Source organism: Hydrogenophaga sp., assembly GCF_051007235.1.
GTDB lineage: Bacteria > Pseudomonadota > Gammaproteobacteria > Burkholderiales > Burkholderiaceae_C > Hydrogenophaga.
In genome coordinates, this window is record NZ_JBPCSJ010000222.1 from 1 (window position 1) to 2337 (window position 2337).

Here is a 2337-nt window from a genome sequence, read left to right on the forward strand (position 1 = left end):
CCACCTCGGGTACTCCCCTTGGTATCTGTTGGTCCCCATCGTGCGCCTATCAGCCAGCCATCCCTTGATCCACGTCAAGCGCGCAAGTGTCACTTCTGTCTCATCTGCATCCACACGTAACGCCCGCCTCGCGCCAGGGCTGTTCAAGGGCGAAGTCGACCGGAACGCCCCAAAAACCTACACTTGCGGGTTCCGTCCAGCCCTCTGCCCCATGAACGCGCCCATCGACGTCTCCTTTTTCGCGCGCAACGCCAAGCCGCTGACCAGTTACCGCCCGTACTGGGCCAAGCGCTTCGGTGTCGCGCCCTTCCTGCCCATGAGCCGGGCAGAGATGGAGCAGCTCGGCTGGGATTCGTGCGACATCGTCCTGGTGACGGGCGACGCCTATGTGGACCACCCCAGCTTCGGCATGGCCGTGATCGGCCGGGTGCTGGAGGCGCAGGGCTTTCGCGTCGGCATCATCGCCCAGCCCGACTGGCAGAGCGCCGAGCCCTTCAAGGCGCTGGGCAAGCCCAACCTGTTCTGGCGCGTGACCGCGGGCAACATGTATTCCATGATCAACCGGTACACCGCCGACCGGAAGATCCGCAGCGACGACGCCTACACCCCCGGTGACGTGGGCGGCAAGCGCCCCGACCGCGCCGCCATCGTCTACAGCCAGCGCTGCCGCGAGGCCTACAAGGACGTGCCCATCGTGCTGGGAGGTATCGAAGGTTCGTTGCGCCGCATCGCCCATTACGACTACTGGAGCGACAAGGTGCGCCGCAGCATCGTGGTGGACGCGAAATGTGACCTGCTGCTCTACGGCAACGCCGAACGGGCGCTGGTCGAGGTGGCGCACCGCATCGCCGCGCGCGAACCGATCGAGCAGATCACCGACGTGCGCGGCACCGCCTTCGTGCGCCGCCCCGGCGACCTGACGGCCGAAGGCTGGATCGAGCTCGATTCGACCGAAGTCGACCAGCCGGGCCATGTCGAAGACCACATCAACCCCTACCTGACCACCAGCGAGCAGGCGCAAGCGCAAGGCCAGAGCTGTTCCAAGGACGAGGGCGCCGCCGCTCCAGCGAGCGACCCGCAGGTCAAACCCATCACCATCCACCGCCCGCAAGGCGCGGGCGGCGTGGCCAAACTGCCGCGCGAGCGCACTGTCATCCGCCTGCCCAGCTACGAGCAGGTCAAGAGCGACGCCGTGCTCTATGCCCACGCCAACCGCGTGCTGCACCTGGAAACCAACCCCGTCAACGCCCGCGCGCTGGTGCAGGCGCACGGCGAAGGCGCAACCGCGCGCGACGTCTGGATCAACCCGCCACCCATCCCGCTGACCACGGCCGAGATGGACTACGCCTTCGATCTGCCCTACGCCCGCAGCCCGCACCCGGCCTACGCCGACGAACACGGCAAACACGACGGCGCGACCAAGATCCCGGCCTGGGAAATGATCCGCTTCAGCGTGAACATCATGCGCGGCTGCTTTGGCGGCTGCACCTTCTGCTCCATCACCGAGCACGAGGGTCGCATCATCCAGAGCCGATCGGAAGATTCGATCATTCGCGAAGTCGAAGAAATGCGCGACAAGGTGGCGGGCTTCACCGGCGTGGTCAGCGACCTCGGCGGGCCGACGGCCAACATGTACCGCCTGGGCTGCCGCAGCCCCGAGATCGAAGCCGCCTGCCGCAAGCCCAGCTGCGTCTACCCCGGCATCTGCCAGAACCTCACGACCAACCACGACCCGCTGATCAAGATCTACCGCCGGGCGCGCGCGCTCAAGGGCATCAAGAAGATCCTGATCGGCTCCGGTCTGCGCTACGACCTGGCGGTCAAGAGCCCGGAATACGTCAAGGAACTGGTGCAGCACCACGTGGGTGGGTATCTCAAGATCGCGCCCGAGCACACCGAAGGCGGGCCGCTGTCCAAGATGATGAAGCCGGGCATTGGCAGTTACGACCGCTTCAAGACGATGTTCGAGAAGTACAGCGAGGAGGCGGGCAAGAAGCAGTTCCTCATCCCGTACTTCATCGCCGCCCACCCCGGCACCAGCGACGAGGACATGATGAACCTCGCCATCTGGCTCAAGAAAAACGGCTTCCGCGCCGACCAGGTGCAGACCTTCTATCCCAGCCCCATGGCCACCGCCACGGCGATGTACCACAGCAACCTCAACCCGCTCAAAGGCATCCACCGCGACGAGCGGGCCGAGCGGGTGGACATCGTGCGCGGCGACAAACGCCGCCGCCTGCACAAAGCCTTTCTGCGCTACCACGACCCCAACAACTGGCCGCTGCTGCGCGAGGCGCTCAAGGCCATGGGCCGCGCCGACCTGATCGGCAACGGCAA

General features: G+C 65.9%; 1 protein-coding gene. It reads left to right on the top strand.

Features of this window, described 5'->3' with window-relative positions; genetic code table 11:
• Positions 1-211: 211 nt before the first annotated feature.
• Positions 212-2337: YgiQ family radical SAM protein (locus tag ACR2JA_RS08035; protein ID WP_434008575.1), on the top strand; the 2126-nt coding region annotated here is incomplete at its 3' end.